We start from the raw sequence: 6,066 nt of genomic DNA on the forward strand, positions 1-6,066 counted from the left end.
CCGGCCACCTCGACTGGGGGCTGCGATGGTGGCCCCTGCTGGCGCTGCCCTGTGCCATCGCCATGCTGGTGTTCGCCAAGCCCATGGTGGCCGTGCTCTTCCACTATGGTCGCTTCAGCCCCGAGGCGGTGGACATGACGGTGCTGGCCCTGCGGGGCTACGGGGTGGGCTTGCTGGGGCTGATCGGCGTGAAAGTGTTGGCGCCGGGCTTCTTCGCCCAGCAGGATCTGCGCACCCCGGTGCGCATCGCGGTCGTCGTGCTGGCCTGCACTCAGCTGATGAACCTGGTGTTCGTGCCCTGGCTGGGGCACGCGGGTCTGGCCCTGTCCATCGGCCTGGGGGCCATGGTCAATGCGGCCTGGCTGCTCTACGGTCTGCGGGCCCGGGGCCTGTACCGGGCGTCACCGGGCTGGCTGGGATTCCTGCTGCGCCTGCTGCCGGCCAACCTCGCGCTGGGTTTGTGGTTGGGCTGGACCAGCCAGGCCATCGACTGGCTGGCCTGGCGTGGTCACGCACTGCTTCGCGCCGGGGCCTTGGCGGGGGCCATCGCGGTTGGGGCGGTGGTCTATTTCGGGCTTCTCTGGCTGGTGGGCTTGCGGCCCCAGGGCTTCCTGCGCCGGGCCTGAGCCCGCGGCCAGCTGGGCCTACACTCGGGCCATGAGCCTTCCGATGCGCCTTGAGGCGCCCAGCGCCCTGGAGTACTTTGCCGCCCTGGTGGCCGAGGACGCGCATTTCCCGCTGCTGGAGGCGGCCGCCCTGCTGGGGCAGGACGCCGACCCGGGCCTGGACGCGCAGGCCGTGATGGACGAGGTGGACCGGCTGGGCCAGCGCTTCTGCAGCCGCCTGCCGCCCGATGCGGCCCCCTTGCACCGCCTGCGCATGCTCAACCGCTACTTCTTCCACGAGCTGGGTTTTGGCGGCAACGCGAACAATTTCTACGACCCGCAGAACAGCTATCTGCATCGGGTGCTGGAGACGCGCCGCGGCATTCCGGTGTCGCTGGCGGTGCTCTATGTGGAGCTGGCCACCCAGGCCCGCTTGCCGGCGATGGGGGTCTCTTTCCCGGGCCACTTCCTGGTGAAGCTGCACCTGCCTGCAGGCGAGGTGCTGATCGACCCGCTGGATGGTCGCTCGCTGTCCCGCGAGGAACTGGAGGAGCGGCTGGAGCCCTTCTGCCAGCAGCGCGGTCTGGTGGGGGACGATGCGGTGCCGCTGGGGCTGTTCCTGCAGGCGGCCAGTCCGCGTGACATCCTGGCCCGCATGCTGGGCAACCTCAAGTCCATCCACCGCGCCGCCGGGGATCCGGTGTCGGGGCTGGCGGTCCAGGAGCGGCTGGTGCGCCTGCTGCCCCAGTCCTGGGAGGAGTGGCGGGACCGTGGGCTGCTGCTGGCCGAGCTGGGGCAGAGCCTGACGGCCGCCGAGGACCTGGCCCTGTACCTGCGCGAGGTCCCTGATGCCGAAGATGCCGACAGGATCCGGGCGCAATGGCGGTTGTTGCGCGAGCAGCCGCCCCCGCGCTGGCATTGAGGCGTCTTCGGGACCGGGGCCTCTACAATGCGGTATTTCGCGGGTGCCAGCGGCCCCGTGTGTGTCGGGTCTTCATGGGGTCCCCGTCTCCCGGGGCCTGTCGCCAGTGGGTTCACGGTGACGCCCTGGCCGACCCACCCCATCCTCTGCCATGTCCCAGATCTCCTTGTTCCACTACTGCCACCCGCGCCGCCTGGGCCGCACGGGGGCCGTCGGCTGGGCGAAGGAGCGCCCGTGAGGCAGTTGCCCCTGGCCATCGGTCTGGAGACCGAGCAGGATTTCGATGCCTTCGTGGTGGGCGACAACGCCCTGGTGGTGGACAGCCTGCGCCATGCCGTGCTGCCGGGGGCCCCGGTCTATCTGCATGGCCCCGGCGGCGTGGGCAAGACCCATCTGCTGGCGGCCTGGGCGCACCAGGTGCGGGAGCAGGGTGGGCGCGTGGGCTGGTTCGATGCCGAGGATCCGCTCGACTGGGCCTTCGACGAGGGTTGGTCGCTGATCGTGATCGACGGGGCCGAGCGGCTCGATCCTGCGCGCCAGCACGCGGCCTTCATGCTCTTCGTCGAGGCCGCCACCCATGGCATCCAGGTGGCCGCGGCCGGTCGTCTGCCGCCCGTCAACCTGGAGGTGCGGGAAGACCTGCGCACCCGCTTCGGCTGGGGGCCGGTCTTCGCGGTCCAGCCGCTGCCCGAGGCGGCTGTTCGCCAGGTGCTGGCCGATGAAGCCCGGCGCCGCGGGTTGCGTCTGTCGCCCGAGGTGCTGGACCATCTGCTCACCCACTTCAGCCGCGACCTGGGCTCGCTGATGGACCTGCTTCAGCGCCTGGACCGCTTTTCGCTTGCCCAAGGGCGGGCCGTCACTGTGCCCCTGTTGAAGAAGATGCTGGCCGAAGCGCCGGAGACCCTGGAATGAAACTGGCCCTGTTCGACCTGGATGGCACGCTGCTGCCCACCGACTCCGACCACGCCTTCGGCGAGTTCATGGTCACCCTGGGCTGGGTGGACGGCGAGGTCTGGCGTCAGCGCAACGATGCCTTCTTCGCCCAGTACCAGGCCGGCACCCTGAACCTGGCGGAGTACGTGGCCTTCGCCACCTCCGCCTGGCGGGAGCGTCCCTTGGCTGAAGCCGAGGCCGCGCGTGAGCGCTTCATGGCGGAGGTCATCGGGCCGGCCCTGCACGAGCGCGCACGTCGGCTGGTCGACAGCCACCTCGAGGCCGGCGATCTGGTGGCCGTGGTCACGGCCACCAACGAGTTCGTCACCCGTCCCATCGCGACCGCCTTCGGCGTGGGGCATCTGCTGGCGGTGGAGCTGGAGCGCGATGCCCAGGGCCGCGCCACCGGCGCCATCCGGGGGGTGCCCACCTTCCGCGAAGGCAAGGTCACCCGGGTGGAAGCCTGGCTGGCGGCGCAGGGCCACCGCTGGGACGATTTCGAGGATGTGCTGTTCTACAGCGATTCCACCAACGACTTGCCGCTGCTGGAGAAGGTGCGCTCGCCCGTGGCCACCAACCCCACACCGGCCCTGGCCAGCATCGCGCAGGAGCGCGGCTGGCCCATCCTGAATCTTTTCGAGACGCCATGATCCGCAAAATCATCGACAAGCTGCTGGGCAAGTCCGGCGCACCGTCGGGCAAGTCCGCCATTCCCCAAGGCCGTCGGGTGGAGATCCCGGCCAGCGAGCACGGCATCGACCCGGCGCTGCTGGACGACCGCGCCGTCAAGGTGGTCGGCACCTTGCAGCAGGCCGGCTACGAGGCCTACATCGTCGGCGGCGCGGTGCGCGACCTGCTGGTGGGGCGTCGCCCCAAGGACTTCGACGTGGCCACCAATGCCACGCCCGAGCAGGTCAAGTCCTTGTTCCGGCGGGCCTTCATCATCGGCCGGCGTTTCCGCATCGTGCACGTGGTGTTCGGGCGCGGGCGGGAGCACGAGGTGATCGAGGTCTCCACCTTCCGGGCCTACATGGACGCCAGCGCGGCCGAGCAGGTGGCGGGCAACGAGAAGACCGCCAAGGGTGAGATGGCCGGCAAGAGCCATGTGGTGGACGCCAGCGGTCGCGTGCTGCGCGACAACGTCTGGGGGCCGCAGATCGAGGATGCCGCGCGGCGCGACTTCACCATCAACGCCATGTACTACGACCCCGCCACCCAGGTGGTGGTGGATTACCACGGCGGCCTGAAGGACCTGCGCGCGCAGACCCTGCGCATGATCGGCGACCCGGCCACCCGCTACCGCGAGGACCCGGTGCGCATCCTGCGCGTGGTGCGCTTTGCCGCCAAGCTGGGCTTCAAGCTGGAGGCCAAGACCGAGAAGCCGCTGCGCGAGATGCTGGGCCTGCTGGCCAATGTGCCGGCCTCGCGCATGTTCGACGAGATGATCAAGCTGCTGCAGACCGGCCATGCCCTGGCCAGCCTGGAGCAGATCCGGCGCTTCGGCCTGGACAAGGGCGTGTTCCCGGTGCTGGACGCAGTGCTGCGCCAGGCCACCCCCGGCAGCGTGCGCGAGAAGTTCCTGAACCTGGCCCTGGCCGACACCGACCGCCGGGTGGGCGAGGGCAAGCCGGTGGCGCCCAGCTTCCTGCTGGCCTGCATGCTCTGGCACGACGTGCAGGAGGGCTGGCAGCGCCTGAAGGACGGTGGCGAGCATCCCACACCGGCGCTGGCCCAGGCCATCGACGCGGCCTTCGATGCCCGCATCGGCGACATCTCCGGCCGTGGCAAGCTCGCCACGGACATGCGCGAGATCTGGATGATGCAGCCGCGCTTCGAGCGCCGCGGCGGCAGCCAGGCCTATGGTCTGGCCGAGCAACCGCGCTTCCGCGCCGGCTTCGACTTCCTGCGCCTGCGGGCCGACATCGGCGAGGTGCCGGTGGAACTGGCCGAATGGTGGGAGGACTTCTCCCTGGGCAGCGATGAAGAGCGCGAGGCCCTGGTGCAGAGCGTCAAGGATGCGCCGCGCCCCAAGCGCGGTCGTGCGCCGCGGCGCGAGCGGCCGGCCGAAACTTCGGCGGTGGACGCCGCCCCGCTCGCCGTGCCGGATGACGCCGACGCCCATGAGCCGGAGGCCACCGACGAACCCGGCGAGGGTACGGCCCCGCGCAAGCGCCGTCGTCGCCGTCGCAAGCCCTCTGGCGGCGCGGCGCCTGCGGCCGAATGACGGCGCCGGATCGCCCGTCCGTCGGCGGCCGCCCGGCCTTCGTGGGCTTGGGGGCCAACCTGGGCGATGCGGCCGGCACGCTGCGCGACACACTGGTGCAGCTGGACCGGCTGCCTCAGACCCGTCTGCGGGCGGCCTCTTCGCTCTACCGCACGGCGCCCGTGGAGGCCGATGGCCCTGACTACGTCAATGCCGTGGCCTGGCTGGACACGGGGCTGAGCGCGTCCGAGTTGCTGGCCGGCCTGCAGGGGCTGGAGCAGGATGCCGGGCGTCTGCGGTCCTACCGCAATGCGCCGCGGACGCTGGATCTCGATCTGCTGCTCTACGGTGACGAGGTGAGCGAGGATCCGTTGCTGACCTTGCCGCACCCCCGCATGCACTTGCGGGCCTTCGTGCTGGTGCCACTGGCCGAGCTCTGTGCGGATCTGTACGTGCCGGGGCGGGGCGCCCTGCGCGATCTGCTCCATCAGCTCGAGCCGCAGCCGATCTCTCGGTTGGCGTGACGAGCGCACACCCTGTGTGGGGGTGGCCGGCTTGGGCTGGCGCATGGGCTCGCATACAATCGTAGGATGACACACCGATGACATGTTGATGACATGCCGGTGATAGACGCGACGCCACGGAGCCGGCTGGGCTGACCCGGTCGGGGCATGCCGTGGCGTTTTGTTGCGCCATGTCGGCGCATGCCCTTGTCCGGAACGGACACCGACGCCACCCGCGCCCGAGAGGAGTTCCGAATGTTCTTCGGCAAGCTGTTGCCCCGTGATGGCAACTTCTTTGAGCTTTTCAACGATCACGGCCAGTACATCGTCGAGGGTGCGCGTGCCTTCGTGTCGATGATCCAGTACTACAACACCCCGGACCTGCGTGAGAAGTACGCCAGCGAGGTGGACATCGCCGAGCGGGCCGCCGACAAGGTCACCGCTGAGGTGAATCGCCTGCTGCACCGCAGCTTCATCACGCCGCTGGACCGCGAGCAGATCCACAGCCTGATCAACGCCATGGACGATGTGGTGGACCTGCTGCAGGATTCCTGCGAGGTGATGGCGCTGTACGACGTGCAGCACATCACCGAGGACGTGCAGCGCCTGGGCGACATCTCGCTGCGCTGCTGCGAGCGCGTGGCCCATGCCGTCACACTGCTGCCCCGCCTGGCCGAGGCCGAGGTGACCGAGGCGGCGCTGAAGACCTGCGAAGAGATCGACCGGCTCGAGTCGGATGCCGACCGTGTGATGCGCAGCGCCATGTCGCGCCTGTTCCGCGAGGAGACCGACGTGCGCGAGCTGATCAAGCTCANGGCCATCTACGAGCACCTGGAGACCATCTCCGAACTGTGCGAGGACGTGGCCNATCTGATCGAGGGCATCGTCCTCGAGAACTCC

7 protein-coding genes are annotated in these 6,066 nt (G+C 69.6%); all 7 read left to right on the forward strand.

The genetic code is table 11. From position 1 onward, the window contains the following. Positions 1 to 626, forward strand: a 626-nt coding sequence (gene murJ / locus I73_RS09660; RefSeq protein WP_022980421.1) for a murein biosynthesis integral membrane protein MurJ, incomplete at its 5' end; no start/stop codon positions are given. Between the two features lie 31 nt (positions 627 to 657). After that, complete coding sequence (locus tag I73_RS09665; RefSeq protein WP_022980422.1) at positions 658 to 1,527, forward strand: SirB1 family protein; 870 nt, start codon at positions 658 to 660, stop codon at positions 1,525 to 1,527. A gap of 234 nt (positions 1,528 to 1,761) precedes the next feature. Further along, positions 1,762 to 2,439 carry a DnaA regulatory inactivator Hda gene (gene hda, locus I73_RS09670; RefSeq protein WP_022980423.1) on the forward strand — a complete coding sequence of 226 codons (678 nt, stop codon included), beginning with the start codon at positions 1,762 to 1,764 and terminating at the stop codon, positions 2,437 to 2,439. Then, entirely contained in the window at positions 2,436 to 3,110 is a 675-nt protein-coding gene (locus I73_RS09675; protein ID WP_022980424.1) for an HAD family phosphatase, read from the forward strand. The genes hda and I73_RS09675 overlap by 4 nt, the downstream gene beginning before the upstream one ends. Then, complete coding sequence (gene pcnB, locus I73_RS09680) at positions 3,107 to 4,684, forward strand: polynucleotide adenylyltransferase PcnB (RefSeq protein ID WP_022980425.1); 1,578 nt, start codon at positions 3,107 to 3,109, stop codon at positions 4,682 to 4,684. Before I73_RS09675 ends, pcnB begins: the two co-directional genes overlap by 4 nt. Next, a complete protein-coding gene (gene folK, locus I73_RS09685; RefSeq protein ID WP_022980426.1) occupies positions 4,681 to 5,187 on the forward strand; it encodes a 2-amino-4-hydroxy-6-hydroxymethyldihydropteridine diphosphokinase in 507 nt (168 codons plus the stop codon). Before pcnB ends, folK begins: the two co-directional genes overlap by 4 nt. 234 nt (positions 5,188 to 5,421) lie before the next feature. Next, the coding region (locus I73_RS09690) for a DUF47 domain-containing protein (protein ID WP_022980427.1) at positions 5,422 to 6,066 on the forward strand (645 nt) is incomplete at its 3' end.

The organism is Ideonella sp. B508-1 (assembly GCF_000333615.1).
In the GTDB taxonomy this organism is placed as follows: domain Bacteria; phylum Pseudomonadota; class Gammaproteobacteria; order Burkholderiales; family Burkholderiaceae_C; genus Ideonella.

Coding starts and splice junctions, on each gene's coding strand:
- I73_RS09665 (WP_022980422.1), top strand. CDS start 658: ATGAGCCTTCCGATGCGCCTTGAGGCGCCCAGCGCCCTGGAGTACTTT.
- pcnB (WP_022980425.1), top strand. CDS start 3,107: ATGATCCGCAAAATCATCGACAAGCTGCTGGGCAAGTCCGGCGCACCG.
- folK (WP_022980426.1), top strand. CDS start 4,681: ATGACGGCGCCGGATCGCCCGTCCGTCGGCGGCCGCCCGGCCTTCGTG.
- I73_RS09675 (WP_022980424.1), top strand. CDS start 2,436: ATGAAACTGGCCCTGTTCGACCTGGATGGCACGCTGCTGCCCACCGAC.